Annotated in this window: 17 protein-coding genes; 7 read left to right on the top strand and 10 right to left on the bottom strand. The window is 75.2% G+C overall.

The features are described 5' to 3' along the window. Window positions 1-10 precede the first annotated feature (10 nt). The 6 genes from Cpa01nite_RS05245 to Cpa01nite_RS05220 form a co-directional block, all read right to left on the bottom strand. Window positions 11-610, bottom strand: a complete 600-nt coding sequence (locus tag Cpa01nite_RS05245) for a VanZ family protein (RefSeq protein ID WP_203667688.1) — start codon at window positions 608-610, stop codon at window positions 11-13. Between the two features lie 131 nt (window positions 611-741). Then, on the bottom strand, window positions 742-1,548 hold the full coding sequence (locus Cpa01nite_RS05240; protein WP_203667687.1) for an ABC transporter permease: 807 nt from the start codon (window positions 1,546-1,548) through the stop codon (window positions 742-744). After that, the gene (locus Cpa01nite_RS05235; RefSeq protein ID WP_203667686.1) at window positions 1,548-2,522 is read right to left on the bottom strand and encodes an ATP-binding cassette domain-containing protein; all 975 of its coding nucleotides are present in this window, start codon (window positions 2,520-2,522) and stop codon (window positions 1,548-1,550) included. Before Cpa01nite_RS05235 ends, Cpa01nite_RS05240 begins: the two co-directional genes overlap by 1 nt. A 120-nt stretch (window positions 2,523-2,642) precedes the next feature. Further along, window positions 2,643-2,882 (bottom strand): helix-turn-helix domain-containing protein, encoded by a 240-nt coding sequence (locus Cpa01nite_RS05230; RefSeq protein WP_203667685.1) that lies wholly within the window; start codon window positions 2,880-2,882, stop codon window positions 2,643-2,645. Window positions 2,883-3,236: 354 nt separating this feature from the next. Next, complete coding sequence (locus Cpa01nite_RS05225) at window positions 3,237-4,115, bottom strand: EamA family transporter (protein ID WP_203667684.1); 879 nt, start codon at window positions 4,113-4,115, stop codon at window positions 3,237-3,239. A 260-nt stretch (window positions 4,116-4,375) separates the two neighbouring features. Then, a complete protein-coding gene (locus tag Cpa01nite_RS05220) occupies window positions 4,376-4,741 on the bottom strand; it encodes a DUF4406 domain-containing protein (protein ID WP_203667683.1) in 366 nt (121 codons plus the stop codon). A gap of 15 nt (window positions 4,742-4,756) precedes the next feature. Here Cpa01nite_RS05220 and Cpa01nite_RS05215 point away from each other — a divergent pair, with 15 nt between their 5' ends. Further along, window positions 4,757-5,578 carry a DeoR/GlpR family DNA-binding transcription regulator gene (locus Cpa01nite_RS05215; protein WP_308439348.1) on the top strand — a complete coding sequence of 274 codons (822 nt, stop codon included), beginning with the start codon at window positions 4,757-4,759 and terminating at the stop codon, window positions 5,576-5,578. Between the two features lie 4 nt (window positions 5,579-5,582). Here the strand turns inward: Cpa01nite_RS05215 and Cpa01nite_RS05210 are convergent, their stop codons facing one another. The 4 genes from Cpa01nite_RS05210 to Cpa01nite_RS05195 form a co-directional block, all read right to left on the bottom strand. Next, window positions 5,583-6,422 (bottom strand): alpha/beta fold hydrolase, encoded by an 840-nt coding sequence (locus tag Cpa01nite_RS05210; protein ID WP_203667682.1) that lies wholly within the window; start codon window positions 6,420-6,422, stop codon window positions 5,583-5,585. Between the two features lie 80 nt (window positions 6,423-6,502). Continuing rightward, window positions 6,503-7,429, bottom strand: coding sequence for a COX15/CtaA family protein (locus tag Cpa01nite_RS05205; protein ID WP_203667681.1), 927 nt, complete (start codon window positions 7,427-7,429; stop codon window positions 6,503-6,505). 86 nt (window positions 7,430-7,515) lie between these two features. Then, the gene (locus Cpa01nite_RS05200) at window positions 7,516-8,295 is read right to left on the bottom strand and encodes an ABC transporter permease (protein WP_203667680.1); all 780 of its coding nucleotides are present in this window, start codon (window positions 8,293-8,295) and stop codon (window positions 7,516-7,518) included. Continuing rightward, on the bottom strand, window positions 8,292-9,242 hold the full coding sequence (locus tag Cpa01nite_RS05195; protein ID WP_203667679.1) for an ABC transporter ATP-binding protein: 951 nt from the start codon (window positions 9,240-9,242) through the stop codon (window positions 8,292-8,294). Before Cpa01nite_RS05195 ends, Cpa01nite_RS05200 begins: the two co-directional genes overlap by 4 nt. 191 nt (window positions 9,243-9,433) lie before the next feature. On the opposite strand from Cpa01nite_RS05195, the gene Cpa01nite_RS05190 reads away from it, so the two are divergent. The 6 genes from Cpa01nite_RS05190 to Cpa01nite_RS05165 all read left to right on the top strand — a co-directional run bounded on the left by Cpa01nite_RS05190 (window position 9,434) and on the right by Cpa01nite_RS05165 (window position 15,595). Beyond that, complete coding sequence (locus Cpa01nite_RS05190) at window positions 9,434-10,207, top strand: helix-turn-helix transcriptional regulator (protein ID WP_203667678.1); 774 nt, start codon at window positions 9,434-9,436, stop codon at window positions 10,205-10,207. A 48-nt stretch (window positions 10,208-10,255) separates the two neighbouring features. Next, window positions 10,256-11,704: a Fe-S cluster assembly protein SufB gene (sufB, locus tag Cpa01nite_RS05185; RefSeq protein WP_203667677.1), complete on the top strand. Its 1,449-nt coding sequence runs from the start codon at window positions 10,256-10,258 to the stop codon at window positions 11,702-11,704. Continuing rightward, entirely contained in the window at window positions 11,704-13,047 is a 1,344-nt protein-coding gene (sufD, locus tag Cpa01nite_RS05180) for a Fe-S cluster assembly protein SufD (protein ID WP_203667676.1), read from the top strand. The genes sufB and sufD overlap by 1 nt, the downstream gene beginning before the upstream one ends. Beyond that, window positions 13,044-13,376 (top strand): non-heme iron oxygenase ferredoxin subunit, encoded by a 333-nt coding sequence (locus Cpa01nite_RS05175; protein ID WP_203667675.1) that lies wholly within the window; start codon window positions 13,044-13,046, stop codon window positions 13,374-13,376. The genes sufD and Cpa01nite_RS05175 overlap by 4 nt, the downstream gene beginning before the upstream one ends. 21 nt (window positions 13,377-13,397) lie before the next feature. Next, complete coding sequence (sufC, locus tag Cpa01nite_RS05170; RefSeq protein ID WP_203667674.1) at window positions 13,398-14,162, top strand: Fe-S cluster assembly ATPase SufC; 765 nt, start codon at window positions 13,398-13,400, stop codon at window positions 14,160-14,162. A gap of 110 nt (window positions 14,163-14,272) precedes the next feature. Further along, window positions 14,273-15,595, top strand: a complete 1,323-nt coding sequence (locus Cpa01nite_RS05165; RefSeq protein ID WP_203667673.1) for a SufS family cysteine desulfurase — start codon at window positions 14,273-14,275, stop codon at window positions 15,593-15,595. Window positions 15,596-15,619 lie beyond the last annotated feature (24 nt).

Below are 15,619 nucleotides of genomic sequence, written 5' to 3'. Positions count from 1 at the left end.
GCCCGCGCGGTCAGCCGCGATACGCGGCGCCCACGACGGCCGGACCCGCGGCGCGGGCGCCGTCGGGTGCCGGGCCGGTCCAGCGGAATCGGTCGACGACGGCCGCGACCCGGGGGACCCGCGTACCGGCGCGGAGCAGGCCGTACCCGAGCGCGCCGCCGAGGACGTTGAACAGCAGGTCGTTCACGTCGGCGAGGTGCCCGCCGCCCAGGAGGTGGGCGGCGACCAGCTGGCTGACCTCGATCCCGAGGCTGACGGAGACCGCCACCAGCACCGCGCGCCGCCCCGACGCCCGGGCGCCCAGCAGCGCGGTCAGCACCCCGAGCGGCACGAACACGGCGACGTTCTTGAGCGCGTCGGCCGCCTCGTAGCCGACGAGCGGTGCGAGCGCGAGGTGGGCGTGCCACGGCACGTCGGCGGCGGGCTTGTCCAGGAAGATCGGGAACACCGTGTTCGCCACGATCCCCGCCCCGTAGACGCAGAGGGCGACGGCGACGGCGGCCCGGGGCGCGGTGAGCCGCCCCCGGCGGAGCAGGACCGTCAGCAGCACCGCGAGGGCGGCCGCGGCCGCGGGGACGACGACGGGGAGGACGGGGACCTGGTCGAACACGCGCGATCTGCTTCTCTCGGGAGGGCGGGGTCGCCGGCCTGCCCGGCGACCCCGCACCACGGTGCCAGCGCGGCGGGACGTCGGCGTCCACCTGCGGGAGGACCTGGAGCGCGCCGGGTCCTCCCGTGGGCTCAGCGGCTCGTCGACACCCGGTACTGCGCGTTGGCGAGCGGCACGAACACGACGAGGAACAGCGCCGACCAGATCAGCGTGTAGAGCTCCGGGTTCTGCAGCGGCCACGCGGTCGGCTCGGGCACCCCGGGCGGGATGTTGCCGAACAGCTCCCGCGCCGCCTGCGTCACCGCCGACACGGGGTTCCACTCGGCGAACGTCTGCAGCGGGGCGGGCAGGGTGTCGAGCGGGACGAACGTGTTCGCGACGAACGTCAGCGGGAAGATCACGATGAACGACGCGTTGTTCACCACCTCGGGGCTGGGGACCAGCATCCCGATCCACGCCATGATCCAGCTGATCGCGTAGGCGAACACGAGCAGCAGCGCGAAGCCCGCCAGCGCGTCGAGCACCGACGACCGGATCCGCCAGCCGACCACCAGCCCGGTCAGGCCCATGACGACGAGCACGATGACGTTGTTCACCACGTCGGAGAACGTCCGCCCGGTCAGCACGGCGGACGGCGCCATCGGCAGCGACCGGAACCGGTCGAGGATGCCCTTCTTCAGGTCCTCGGCCAGCGCGGCGCCGGTGACGGTGGCCCCGAAGATCACCGTCTGGGCGAAGATCCCCGCGATGAGGAACTCCCGGTAGGCCTGCCCGCCGCCTTCTTGGTCGATCGCCCCGCCGAACACGTAGGAGAACAGCAGGACGAACATGATGGGGGAGAGCGTGGTGAAGACCAGCAGGTCGGGCACCCGCTTGATCTTGATGATGTTCCGCTTCGCGACGACGGACGCGTCGGCGATCACGTTCGGGACCGGCATCACGCACCCCCCTTCGGGTCGGTCGCCCCGTCGGACTCGGTGGCCTTGCCGGTGAGCGCGAGGAACACGTCGTCGAGCGTGGGGCGCCGCAGGCCGACGTCCTCGAGGCGGACCTGGCGCTCGTCCAGCCGGCGCAGCGCCTCGCTGAGCACCTCGGGCCCGCCGGACACCGGCATGACGAACGACCGCCGCCCGTCGTCCACCGCGGGCCGCCCGACGCCGAGCGGCGCGAGCACCTCCTCGACGTGCGCCAGGAACGCGACGTCGGCGACGGTGAGCTCCAGGCGCTCGCCGCCGACCTGCCGCTTGAGCTGGTCTGCGGTGCCCTGGGCGATGATCCGGCCGTGGTCGATGACGACGATCTCGTCGGCGAGGACGTCGGCCTCCTCCAGGTACTGCGTCGTCAGCAGCAGCGTGGTGCCGCCGGCGACCAGCGTCTGGATGACGTCCCACATCTCGGTGCGCCCGCGCGGGTCGAGGCCGGTCGTCGGCTCGTCCAGGAAGATCACGGGCGGGTCGGCGACCAGCGCGCCGGCCAGGTCCAGCCGGCGCCGCATGCCGCCCGAGTAGGTCTTGGTCGGCCGGTCCGCCGCGTCCTCCAGCCGGAAGGCCGCGAGCAGCTCGCGCGCCCGCTCCCGGGACCGCCGGGCCCCGAGGTGGTAGAGCCGGCCGATCATGTCGAGGTTCTCGTACCCGGACAGGTACTCGTCCACGGCGGCGTACTGGCCGGACAGGCCGATGCGCCGGCGGACGTCCGCCGGCCGGCCGAGGACGTCCACGCCCATGACGCGCGCGCTGCCGCCGTCGGGCCGCAGCAGCGTCGACAGGACGCGGACGATGGTGGTCTTGCCCGCCCCGTTGGGGCCGAGCAGACCGAGCACCGTGCCCGTCGGCACGGTGAGGTCGACGCCGTCCAGGGCGGTGACGCCCTTGTAGCGCTTGACGAGCCCGCGGGCCTCGATCGCCTGTTCCATGGGGCGAGCCTAGATGTGACGTATGACACATCCGACGGGGTTTTCGGCCGAGCGGCCGCGACCTGCGGGGCGATACCGATGAAGCGCGTCGCGGCGCGCGTGGGCGCGCGCCGCCGGGCGTCAGCGGAGCCCGGCGGCCTCCGCCCAGGCGGCGGCCTCGGCGCGGGTCGAGGCGCCGATCTTGCGGTAGATCGACCGCACCTGCGTCTTGACCGTGTTCCGGGAGACGAACAGCTTGCGGGCGATGTCGTCGAGCGTGACGTCCTCGGCGAGCTCGGCGAGGACGATGCGCTCGCGGGGGCTGAGGGGCTCGCCGAACAGCTCGGTCACGGCTCGGTCGGGGGTGGCGAGGGCGGTCATGGGGGGCTCCGGTGGCGTGGCGACGGGTGGTCGTCCACCGCGCTGCTGCAGCGGACGTTCACCCGTACGTTCGGCACCGACAACGATCCGGATGGGTAGATGAATCCTCAATCATCCGGCGGCGTCGGGCGCCCCTCCGGCCGGCGGCGGGTCGCGCCGCAGGTCAGCGCCACGGCAAGCGCCATCCGGCGGCGCGCCAGGTCTACCCGGATGGAGCAACGCCGTCGCCCCGCGAGACCCACGGCCCTCGCCCCGGCGCCCCGACGCCCCGCCCCGCCCGGCGGGGTGCACGAGACATGCCCGCGGTTCCCTCGCTGCGGGCACCGCGGACGTGTCTCGTGCACCCGCGCGGGGTCAGTCCAGCGGGGGTGCGGCCGGGGCGCGGCGCCCGGCGGACCAGACCGCGCCCGCGCCGGCGAGCACGACCAGCGCGATGCCGCCCAGCGCCGCGGGCGGCAGCCGGTCGCCGAGCGCCACCGCGCCGACGAGCGCGCCCATCGCCGGGTCGACCGCGAACAGCGTGCCGACCACGCGGGTGCCCGCCAGCCGCACGGCCTGGAAGTCGAGCGAGAACGCCAGCGCGACGCCGACCAGGCCGGACAGCACCAGCGGCGCAAGGTGGCCCGCCTCGAGCGCGCCGGCCTGCGTGGCCTGGAACGGGGACAGCAGCAGCGCGCCGACGGCCACCGACAGGGCGAGGTCGCCCAGCCCGCCGGACTCCGCGCCGACGCGCCCGGCGAGCACGGTGTACCCGCCGAACGCCGCCGCGGCGCCCAGGGCCAGCGCGACGCCGAGCGGGTCCAGCCCGCCCGCCGGCGTGCCGACGACGAGCACCACTCCGGCCAGCGCGACGAACGGCAGGAGCCGCGCCCGCCCGGCGGACGCCACCGCCGCGACCGCGAGCGGCCCGCAGAACTCGAGCGTCACGGCGACGCCGAGCGGGATGCGGTCGAGCGCCGCGTAGAACAGCACGTTCATGGCGGCCATCGCCGCCCCGTAGAGCAGGATGCCGGCCCACGCGGCCCGACCGCGCCCGCGCAGGGCGGGCCGGGTGAGCGCGAGCAGCACGAGCGCCGCGGCGGTCATGCGGAAGCCCGAGACGGCCAGGGTGCCGAGCGAGCCGAAGGCGGACGACGCGAGCGCGGCGGACAGCTGGACGGACGCGGAGCCGACCAGGACGAGGGCGGCGGCGGTCAGGGCGCGCGGGCGCGCGCCGAGGGGGAACGAGAGCATGGGGAGTCCTCAGCGGGACGGCCCGCCGGTGCGGCGGGCGGTGGTCGGGGTGCCTGCGCGGCACGCCGACGCGAGCGTCGGGCGTGCCGGGGTCAGGCCCCGGGCCCCCGGCGCGGGGCGCAGCCCCGGTTGCTCATCGGATCCATGGCGCGAGCGTACGTCCTGGTGGCGGCGGTCCCGCCGGCCGTCCGCATGGCGGGCGGCCAGCGGGCGACCGGCCGGCGGGCGGGCTGCCGGCGGGGCCGCGTCCCGGCCCGGCGTCAGGCCGCGGGCGGGATCTCGTCGACCGACGTGTAGACCGGGATGCCCCGGCGCCGCGCGATCGCGACGTCGTTGTCCGCCCCCGCGGACGCGCCCGGCAGCCGCAGCACGGCGTCGCAGTGCTCGAGCAGCCGCTCGGCGGTGGGGTAGAGGACGTCCTGGGCCCGCGGGTCGGTCGGGCCGTCGGCGCCCATGCTCGCGAGGACGGGCAGCGCGACCCACTCGCCGATCATGGGGACGTGCCCGCGCTCGAAGACCGGCCAGGCGGCCTCCTCGAGGCGGCGGAGGTTGGCGGCCATGGCGGCGGGGTCGCCATCGGTCCCGGACTGGTAGGGGCCGGCGATGAGGATCAGCTGCGCAGTCATGGCTCCGACCATAACGTGCAGAACCGTGCAAGACTAGGCAATAACAAGAACAGCCAAGCCGACGACGAGGAGACGCGGATGCTGCCGGCACAGCGACGGGACGAGCTGCTGCACGTGCTGCGCACGGAGGGGCGCGTGGTCGCCAAGGACGCGGCCGAGCGGCTCGGCCTGTCCGAGGACACCGTGCGGCGGGACCTGCGCGAGATGGCGGCGGCGGGGCTCTGCCAGCGGGTCTACGGCGGCGCGCTGCCGGTGTCGCCCGCCGTCGCCGACTACGCGGGCCGCCGCTCGGTCGCCGTCGAGAACAAGGACCGCGTCGCCCGCCGGGCGGCCGAGCTGGTCCGGCCCGGCACCACGGCGATCCTCGACGGCGGCACCACGGCGCTCGCCGTCGCCCGCGCGCTGCCCGCCGACCTGCGGGCGACGGTCGTCACGCACAGCCCGACGGTCGCCGCCGCGCTGGCCGAGCACCCGACCGTCGAGGTGCTCGTGCTCGGGGGCCGGCTGTTCAAGCACTCCGTCGTCACGTCCGGCGCGCTGCTGGCCGAGGCCGCCGCCGGGGTGTGGGCGGACGTGTTCCTGCTCGGGGTCACCGGCGTGCACGCGGAGGCGGGGCTCACGACCGGCGACGCCGAGGAGGCCGCCACGAAGCGGGCCCTCGCCCGGCGCGCCGGGGACACCTACGTCCTCGCGAGCGCCGAGAAGATCGGCGCGGCGTCGCCGTTCCGGGTGCTGCCGCTGGACGAGGTCGCGGGCGTGGTGACCGACGTCGACCCCGGCGACCCGGCGGCGCGGGCGCTCGCGGACGCCGGGGTGCCGCTGGTCGCGGCGGGCTGAGGCCTCAGCCGGCGTCGACGTGCGCGAGCACCGCCGTGGCGACGTCGCCGGCCCGGTGCTCGGGCAGCCAGTGGTCCGCGTCCAGGTCCTCGTGCGCGTACGGGGCGTCGACGTGGTCGCGGGTCGCGGCCACCGACGCCGCGGCGAAGAACGGGTCCCGCCGCCCGCTGAGGTAGGTGGTCGGCACCCGCACGGTGCCGGTGCCGTCGCCGCGGCCGGTCGGCAGCGCGCGGTACCAGGCGAGGGCGGCGCCCAGCGCGCCGGGCTCCCGCATCCGCGCCACGGAGCGGTCCGCGCGCGCGGGTTCGAGGCCCGACCCGGTCAGCGAGCGCCGCAGCCCGGCGCCGCCCCCGGCGAGCAGCGCGCGCTCGGGCAGCCACGGGACCTGGAACCCCAGCACGTACGACGAGCGCAGCGCCTGCGCGCCGCGGCGCAGGCCGTGCCGCAGCGCGGCGGGGTGCGGCGTGCCCAGGGCGGTCAGCGACGCGGTCCGGCCCGGGTGCCGGTGCGCGAACGCCCACGCGACGCTGCCGCCCCAGTCGTGCCCGACGACGTGCGCCCGCGCGACGCCCGCGGCGTCCAGCAGCGCGAGCACGTCCGCCACGAGCTCGGGCACGGCGTACGGCCGGCGCCCCGCCGGGCGGGCGCCGGGGGAGTAGCCGCGCTGGTCCGGCGCGAGCGCGCGGACGCCGCGGGCGGTGAGCAGCGCGGCCACGTCGTCGTACGCCGAGCCGTCCTGCGGGAATCCGTGCAGCAGCACCGCGACCGGGCCGCCGGGCGCGGGCTCCTCCGGGACGTGGTCCCGGACGTCGAACGTCAGGCCGTCGCGCGTGTAGGCGTCCACGCCCCGCAGCACAGCACGGGGCGGGGCGTCCGGCGACCGGGGCGCGGCCGGGTGCGACCGGCCGCCGCCGGACGCGCCCGTCAGGCGCGGGTGCGGAAGGTCAGCAGGTAGCGGGTGGCCCCGGCCGCGAGCAGCGCCGCGCCGAGCATGTGCAGCATGACGAGCAGGATCGGCAGGTCGGTGGCGACCTGGACGTACCCGATCGCGCCCTGCAGCGCGACGAGCCCGACCAGCACCCAGCCGCGGCGGCGCAGCAGGCGCGGCCCGCGCCGGTTCAGCCAGAGCAGCACGGCGAGCGCGGCGACGAACAGCCACACGGACGCGGCGTGCACGCGGGCCATCAGGTACGGGTCGACGGCGATCCGGTAGCCGACCTCCTCGTCGCCCGAGTGCGGGCCGGCGCCCGTGGTGATGACGCCGAGCGCGAGCACGACGACGAGCAGCGCGCCGAGCACCGGCGCGAGCCGCCGGGACCACGGCCCGACGACCGGGATCCGCGGCCCGTCGCCCTCGCGGCTGCGGTGCACCAGCAGCGTCGACACGGCGACCAGCGCCATCGACACGAGGAAGTGCAGGCTCACCCACGCCGGGTGCAGGTGCAGCAGCACCACGACGCCGCCGATGAGCGCCTGCAGCACGACCCCGGCGAGCGGGGCGAACCCGAGCCAGCGGTACGAGCGCGACCGGTCGCGGTCGAACCAGACCACCAGGGCCGTGGCGACCGCGAGGACGCCGAGCACGCCGGTCAGCGTGCGGTTTCCGAACTCGACGACCGGGTGGTAGGTCATCGCCTCGTGCAGGACGGGCGCGAACTGCCCCGGCTCGCACTGCGGCCAGGTGGAGCAGCCGAGGCCGGAGCCGGTGAGCCGGACCGCGCCGCCGGTCACGACGATGCCGATCTGCCCGATCAGGTTCGCCACCAGGACCGGGTAGGCGAACCGCGCGCGCCAGGCCTCGGACCGGCTGGGCGCGGGGCGTGCGGGGGCGGCGGCGACGTCGGAGCTCACGGCGACCAGCCTACGGTCCGCCGGCGCGCCCTCGTGCCTCCGCGCACATGGCCTTGCTCACGCGCGGAGGAGGCCCGTGGCCGGCGTCAGGACGACCAGCGGAACCAGCGCCGGACGGCCGCGCCGAGCACCAGCGCCCACGCCGCCAGCGCCGCCAGGTGCGCCGCCGGGAACGCCCCGTCGACCAGCGCCCCGCGCAGCGCCTCGCCGAGCGCGCCCGGCGGCAGCCACTCGGCCACCGACGCCCAGGCGCCGGGCAGGTCCGCCACCGGCAGCACGACGCCGCCGACCACGGCGAGGACCACGAGCAGGAGGTTCGCCACGGCCAGCACCGCCTCGGCGCGCAGCGTCCCGGCCAGCAGCAGCGCGAGCGCGGTGAACGCCGCGACCCCGAGCAGCAGCGCGAGGACCGCCCCGGGGAGGCCGGCAGGCCCCGGCCGCCAGCCGAGCACGAGCCCCGTGGCCCCGACGACGACCACCTGCAGCGCCGCGACCGCGAGCACCGCCAGCGCCTTGCCCGCGAGCAGCCCGCCGCGGCCGAGCGGCGTCGTCGCCAGCAGCCGCAGCACGCCGTTGCGCCGGTCGAACGCCGTGGCGATCGCCTGCGAGGTCAGCGAGCCGGCCATGACCGCCAGACCGAGGATCCCGGGCGTCACGACGTCGATCCGCTCGGCGTCGCCCACGCCGACGTCGACGAACGACCCCCGGCCGAGGGCGATCAGCGCCACCCCGGGGATGATCAGCGTGACGAGCAGCTGCTCGCCGTTGCGCAGGACGGCCAGCGTCTCGAACCGGGCCTGGGCGAGCACCCGGCGCCCGGCGGGGGCGGCGCGGTCGGCGCCGACGGCGGTGGCGGGCGCGGTCATCGCAGGTTCCGTCCGGTCAGGTCGAGGAACACGTCCTCGAGGGTGCGGCGCCCGACGTCGACCCGCGCGAGCAGCACGTCGCGGTCGGCGCACCAGGCGGCCAGCGCCGCGACCAGCGCGGGCGTGGCGGGGGAGTCGACGGCGTACGCGCCCGGCCCGGTCTCGGTGACCGCGGCGCGCGCCGCGGCCCCGGCGGGCGTCAGCGCGGCGCCCAGCGCGGCGAGGTCCAGGCTGGGCTCCGCGCGGAAGGTCAGCGTCGACGAGTCGGCCCCGGCCAGCAGCGCCGGCACGGTGCCGTGCGCGATGACCCGGCCGTGGTCGACCACCGCGACCTCGTCCGCCAGCGCCTCGGCCTCGTCCATGAGGTGCGTGGTGAGCAGGACGGCGACGCCGTCGGCGCGCAGCTCCTCGACCAGCGACCAGACGGCGCGCCGGGCCTGCGGGTCCATGCCGGCCGACGGCTCGTCCAGGAACACGACGTCCGGCCGCCCGACGACCGCGGTGGCGAGCGCGAGCCGCTGCCGCTGCCCGCCGGACAGCCGGCGCACGGTGGTGCGGGCGAACGGGGTCAGCCCGAGCCGCTCGGCGAGCTCCCCGACGTCGCGGGGCCGGGCGTACATCTGCGCGACGTGCCGCAGCACGCCCAGCGCGGGCACGCCGGTGGGCAGGCCGGCGTCCTGCAGCATCACGCCCACCCGCGGGCGCAGCGACCCGGCGTCGGCGACGGGGTCGAGGCCGAGCACGCGCACGGTGCCGGCGTCCGGGGTGCGCAGGCCCTCGCAGCACTCCACGGTGGTGGTCTTGCCCGCGCCGTTCGGCCCGAGCACCGCGGTCACCCGCCCGGGGGACGCGTGCAGGTCGAGCCCGTCGACGACGGCGCGGCCGTCGTACCGCTTGACGAGCCCGCGCACCTCGACGGCGGGCAGGGAGGAGGACTGGCCGAGCACCCCGCGAGTGTAGGGGGCGGCGGGTCGGGCCGGGTGTGGTGAGGGTCGCCTTGCTTGCCAGGACTTATTTCGGCAACAAGGATGTTGCCGATATCGGGAGCCCCCGTCGGGGCTCCGCGGGGCCGGCGCGGGGAGCACGCGCACGACCACCCCGCGACCAGCCACGCAGCAGCGAACCGGAGGTGTGCCACATGAGTGCGACCACGCCGGGCACCGCCGCCGCGCCGGAGGCCGACTGCCCGACGACCCCGGCCACCGACGCGACCGGGCGGACTCGCCCCGCCGAGCACGAGTCCGAGGCCGGCACCCGGCGCCGGGTGCTCGACCTCATCACGGCCGACGGCCCGGTGTCCGCGGCCGAGCTGGCCGCCGAGCTGGTCCTGACGGCCGCCGCGGTCCGCCGGCACCTCGCGGTGCTGGAGGGCGAGCAGCAGATCGCCGTGCACGACGGCGGCGCGGTGGGCCCCGCGCGCCGCGGGCGCCCGGCCAAGCGCTACGTCGTGACCGCCGCCGGGCAGGCGGCGTTGAGCCAGCAGTACTCCGAGCTCGCGTCCCAGGCCCTGCGCTTCGTGGCCGAGATCGGCGGCGCGGACGCCGTGCGCAGCTTCGCCGAGAAGCGGGTGCACGACCTCGAGGTCCGGCACGCCGACGCGCTGGCGGAGGCGGGCGACGACCCGGCCCGCCGCGCGCAGGTGCTCGCCGACGGCCTGGCGGTCGACGGGTTCGCCGCCACGGCGCGCCCGGTGCCCGGCGGCCACGCCGTCCAGCTCTGCCAGGGCCACTGCCCCGTGCAGGACGTCGCGCGCGAGTTCCCGGAGCTGTGCGAGGCCGAGGCGCACGCCTTCTCCCGCATGCTCGGCGTGCACGTGCAGCGCCTTGCGACGCTGGCCCGCGGCGGCCACGTCTGCACCACCAACATCCCGATCGTGCCGGTGCGCCGGCCGACCGCGACACCGACCGACTGACCCAGAGCCCCCCGAACCCCCCCCGTGCACCCGCGGAAGGACGATGAGATGACGACGACGGACCCCGGCCGCCCGGTTGCGGCCGAGCCGATGAGCCAGGACGAGGCCATCGCCTCGATCGGCACCTACGGCTATGGCTGGCACGACGCCGACGACGCGGGCGCCACGGCGCAGCGCGGCCTGTCGGAGGACGTCGTGCGCAACATCTCGGCGCTCAAGAACGAGCCCGAGTGGATGCTGAAGACCCGCCTGAAGGCGCTGCGCCTGTTCGACAAGAAGCCGATGCCCTGGTGGGGCGCGGACCTGTCGGGCATCGACTTCGACAACATCAAGTACTTCGTGCGGTCGACGGAGAAGCAGGCGACGTCCTGGGAGGAGCTCCCCGAGGACATCAAGAACACCTACGACCGCCTGGGCATCCCGGAGGCCGAGAAGCAGCGCCTCGTCGCCGGCGTCGCCGCGCAGTACGAGTCCGAGGTCGTCTACCACCAGATCCGCGAGGACCTGGAGGCGCAGGGCGTCATCTTCGTCGACACCGACACCGGCCTGCGGGAGTACCCGGAGCTGTTCGAGCAGTACTTCGGCTCGGTCATCCCGCCGGGCGACAACAAGTTCGCGTCGCTGAACACCGCCGTGTGGTCGGGCGGCTCGTTCGTCTACGTGCCGCCGGGCGTGCACGTCGAGATCCCGCTGCAGGCCTACTTCCGGATCAACACCGAGAACATGGGCCAGTTCGAGCGGACGCTGATCATCGCGGACGAGGGCTCGTACGTGCACTACGTCGAGGGCTGCACCGCGCCGATCTACCAGTCCGACTCGCTGCACTCCGCGGTCGTCGAGATCGTCGTGAAGAAGAACGCCCGCGTGCGCTACACGACCATCCAGAACTGGTCGAACAACGTCTACAACCTCGTGACCAAGCGGGCGACCGCGGCAGAGGGCGCGACGATGGAGTGGGTCGACGGCAACATCGGCTCCAAGGTCACCATGAAGTACCCGGCGATCTACCTGCTGGGCGAGCACGCCCGCGGCGAGACGCTGTCCATCGCCTTCGCGGGCGAGGGCCAGCACCAGGACGCCGGCTGCAAGATGGTGCACGCCGCGCCGCACACCTCGTCGTCGATCGTGTCGAAGTCGGTGGCTCGCGGCGGCGGCCGGACCTCCTACCGCGGCCTGGTGCAGGTGCTCGAGGGCGCGTCGCACTCGGCGTCCAACGTGCTGTGCGACGCCCTGCTGGTCGACCAGATCTCGCGCTCGGACACCTACCCGTACGTCGACGTCCGCGAGGACGACGTGTCGATGGGCCACGAGGCCACGGTGTCCCGCGTCAGCGAGGACCAGCTGTTCTACCTGATGTCCCGCGGCATGACCGAGACCGAGGCCATGGCGATGATCGTGCGCGGGTTCGTCGAGCCCATCGCGCGCGAGCTCCCCATGGAGTACGCCCTCGAGCTGAACCGCCTGATCGAGCTGCAGATGGAAGGGGCCGTCGGCTGATGTCGACCACCACACCCGAGACCCCCGGTCTCTCCACCGACCACTCCCGCGCGACGGCCGACGAGGCGCACAGCCACGGCGTCGGCACCGTCCCCGAGTCGTCCCGCGCGGCCCGCGCCACCTCGTTCGAGGTCGCGGACTTCGCGGTGCCGACCGGGCGCGAGGAGGAGTGGCGGTTCTCGCCGGTCGACCGGCTGGCCCCGCTGTTCGCCCCCGGGACGGGCCGGCTCACGGGCCACGGCGTCCTCACCACGGTCGTGAACGCGCCCGAGGTCGAGGTCGAGATCGTGGACCGCGACGACGCCCGCCTCGGCCAGGCCGGCAAGCCCGGCGACCGCGCCGCGGCCGTCGCGTGGGCGTCGTTCCCGCGCGCCACGGTCGTGACGATCCCGCGGGAGGCCGTCGCGTCGACGGTGACCTCCGTGCGGGTCGAGGGCGTCGAGGGCACCCTCGAGCCGACCGGCTCGCACCTGCTCGTGCACGCCCAGCCGCTGTCGCAGGCCACGGTCCTCATCGACCACGTCGGGTCGGCGCAGCTCACCGAGACCGTCGAGGTCGTGGCGGAGGACGGCGCGCACCTCACCGTGGTCTCCGTGCAGGACTGGTCGGAGGGCGCCGTGCACAACGCGGCGCACCGCGTGCGGCTCGGCCGCGACGCGACCGTCAAGCACATCGTCGTCACCCTGGGCGGCGACGTCGTCCGGATCACCCCGGACGCGGAGTTCGTCGGCGAGGGCGGCTCGGTCGAGATGCTCGGCGTGTACTACGCCGACGCCGGCCAGCACCAGGAGCAGCGGCTGTTCGTCGACCACGCGGTCCCGAACTGCAAGAGCCGCGTGACGTACAAGGGCGCGCTGCAGGGCGAGGGCGCGCACACCGTGTGGGTCGGCGACGTGCTGATCCGCAAGGAGGCCGAGGGCACGGACACCTACGAGCTCAACCGCAACCTGGTCCTCACGGACGGCGCGCGCGCGGACTCGGTGCCGAACCTCGAGATCGAGACGGGCCTGATCGAGGGCGCGGGCCACGCCAGCGCCACCGGCCGGTTCGACGACGAGCAGCTGTTCTACCTGCGCTCGCGCGGCATCCCGGAGACGGACGCCCGCCGCCTGGTGGTCCGCGGCTTCTTCGCCGAGCTGATCCACCAGATCGGCGTGCCGGAGGTCGAGGAGCGGCTCATCACCGCGATCGAGGCCGAGCTGGCGCAGTCGATGACGGAGTTCCAGGGCGCGACGGCCGTCGCCGGCGGTGACCTGGCCAGCGACATCACGCCCGAGACGGATGCCGAGCGCGCGATCCTGGCCGAGCCGGCCTCCGTCGCCAGCGCGGACGAGCCCGCATGACCGCACAGCTCGCCTGCCTGACGTCCGACGTCCCCGAGGCCGGCACGCTCCGTGTCGAGCTCGAGGGCGAGAACGGTCCCGTCGAGGTCGCGGTCGTCCGCGACGAGGACGGCGCGCTGCACGCCATCAGCGACATCTGCTCGCACGGCGCGGTGTCGCTGTCCGACGGCGAGGTCGAGGGCTGCACGGTGGAGTGCTGGCTGCACGGGTCGCGGTTCGACCTGCGCACCGGCGAGCCGCTGGGCCCCCCGGCCGTCCGCCCCGTCCCCGTCTACCCCCTGACCGTCGACGGCGAGCGCGTGCTCGTCGACGTCGACGGCGCTGCCTGAGCTTTCCCGAGGAGAACCCGCATGCCCACCCTGGAGATCCGCGACCTGCACGTCAGCGTCGAGACGAAGGAGGGTCCGAAGCCGATCCTCCGCGGCGTCGACCTGACCATCAACAGCGGCGAGACCCACGCCATCATGGGCCCGAACGGCTCCGGCAAGTCCACGCTGGCCTACTCGCTCGCCGGCCACCCGAAGTACGAGATCACCTCCGGCACCGTCACGCTGGACGGCGAGGACATCGTCGCCATGTCGGCGGACGAGCGCGCCCGCGCGGGCCTGTTCCTCGCCATGCAGTACCCGGTCGAGGTGCCCGGCGTCTCGGTGTCGAACTTCCTGCGCACCGCCAAGACCGCGATCGACGGCGAGGCGCCCGCGCTCCGCACCTGGATCAAGGACGTCAACGGCGCCATGGAGCGCCTGCGCATGGACGCCTCGTTCGCCGAGCGCTCGGTCAACGAGGGCTTCTCCGGCGGCGAGAAGAAGCGCCACGAGATCCTGCAGATGGAGCTGCTGCGTCCCCAGTTCGCGATCCTCGACGAGACCGACTCCGGCCTCGACGTCGACGCGCTGCGCATCGTCTCCGAGGGCGTGAACCGCGCCAAGGAGTCGACCGACGTCGGTGTCCTGCTCATCACGCACTACACGCGCATCCTCCGGTACATCCAGCCGGACTTCGTGCACGTGTTCGTCGACGGCCGGATCGCCGAGGAGGGCGGGCCCGAGCTCGCCGAGCGCCTCGAGAACGAGGGCTACGACCGGTTCCTGACCTCCGGCGCCTCCGCCTGACGGGCTGACCCGCGGCCGACGGGGCGGCGGTGGTCCGACCACCACCGCCCCGCCGGACCGCACACCGGCGGCGGGCGACCGGCACGACTGCGACGGAAGACGAGGACGACATGACCGACACGCTGGACCGGGCCGCCCAGGACGGGCACGGGCGGACGCTGGACGCCGCCGAGCTGGCCGCGGTGCGCGCCGACTTCCCGCTGCTGCAGCGGACCGTGCGCGACGGCCGGCCGCTGGTCTACCTCGACTCCGGCGCGACCTCGCAGAAGCCCGAGGTCGTCCTCGACGCCGAGCAGGACTTCTACGCGCAGCGCAACGCCGCCGTGCACCGCGGCGCCCACCAGCTCGCCGAGGAGGCCACCGAGGCCTTCGAGTCCGCGCGGACCCAGGTCGCCTCGTTCGTGGGCGTCGCCGACGACGAGCTGGTCTGGACGTCGAACGCCACCGCCGGGCTCAACCTCGTCGCGTACGCGATGCAGAACGCGACGCTGGGCCGCGGCGGCGAGGGTGCGCGCCGGTTCGCGCTCGCCCCCGGCGACGAGCTCGTGGTGACCGAGGCCGAGCACCACGCGAACCTCGTGCCGTGGCAGGAGCTCGCGGCCCGCACCGGCGCCACGCTGCGCTGGCTGGGCGTCGACGACGACGGGCGGATCCGGGCCGACGAGCTCGACACCGTCGTCACCGAGCGGACCAAGGTGCTCGCGTTCACGCACGCGTCGAACGTCACCGGCGCGATCACGCCGGTCGAGCGGTTCGTCGCCCGCGCCCGCGAGGTCGGGGCCCTCACGGTCCTGGACGCGTGCCAGAGCGTGCCGCACCTGCCGGTCGACCTGGCGGCGCTGGGCGTCGACTTCGCCGCGTTCTCCGGGCACAAGATGCTCGGCCCGACCGGCGTGGGCGCGCTGTACGGCCGCAGCGAGCTGCTCGAGGCCATGCCCCCGGTCACCACCGGCGGGTCGATGGTCGAGGTCGTCACGATGGAGCAGACCACCTACGCCCCGCCGCCGCGCCGGTTCGAGGCCGGGACCCAGATGGTGTCCCAGGCCGTCGGCATGGGCGCCGCCGCGACCTACCTGGCGGAGCTCGGCATGGACGCCGTCGCCGCGCACGAGCGGCACCTCGCCGGGCTGCTGCTCGACGCGGTGGCCTCCGTGCCGGGCGTCCGCGTCCTCGGGCCCACCGAGAACGTCGACCGGCTCGCGACCGTCTCGTTCGTCGTCGACGGCGTGCACGCGCACGACGTGGGCCAGGTCCTCGACGACGCCGGCGTGGCCGTGCGGGTCGGGCACCACTGCGCGCAGCCGCTGCACCGCCGGTTCGGCGTCGCCGCGACCGCCCGCGCCTCCGCGGCCGTCTACACGACGGACGAGGAGATCGCGGTGTTCCGGGAAGCACTGGCGGGGGTCCGGACGTTCTTCGGACTGGACGACTGACCGACGGATACTGGGTTGAAACGA

This window comes from Cellulomonas pakistanensis, assembly GCF_016862755.1.
GTDB lineage: Bacteria > Actinomycetota > Actinomycetes > Actinomycetales > Cellulomonadaceae > Cellulomonas > Cellulomonas pakistanensis.
Note: the sequence above shows the minus strand (reverse complement) of the source record. Positions and strands in the feature narration are given on the sequence as shown.